Genomic DNA, 404 nt, shown 5'->3' with positions numbered 1-404 from the left:
TCTATCACACAACCCGAAGCTATAAAAACCATTCACGCAAAGTATTTCGATGCCGGTGCCGATATTATTGAAACCAATACCTTTTCGGGTACAACCATTGCTATGGCCGATTATCAAATGGAAGATTTGGTTTACGAACTTAACTACGAATCTGCTAAAATAGCCAAAGAAGTTGCTGTAGAATTCACAAAAAAAGAACCGCATAAACCACGTTTTGTAGCAGGTTCAATTGGGCCAACAAACCGTACAGCAAGTATGTCGCCCGATGTAAACGATCCGGGTTACAGAGCCGTAACGTTTAATGAATTACGAATAGCATACAAACAACAAGTTGAAGCTTTAATGGATGGTGGTGCAGATATTTTATTAGTTGAAACCGTTTTCGATACATTAAATGCAAAAGC

1 protein-coding gene is annotated in these 404 nt (G+C 38.9%); it reads left to right on the top strand.

What is annotated here, in order from left to right; translation table 11 throughout:
* Positions 1 to 404: homocysteine S-methyltransferase family protein (locus tag FUA24_RS00115; RefSeq protein ID WP_187388111.1), on the top strand; the 404-nt coding region annotated here is incomplete at both ends.

The sequence above is a fragment of the Seonamhaeicola marinus genome, assembly GCF_008085455.1.
Note: the sequence above shows the minus strand (reverse complement) of the source record. Positions and strands in the feature narration are given on the sequence as shown.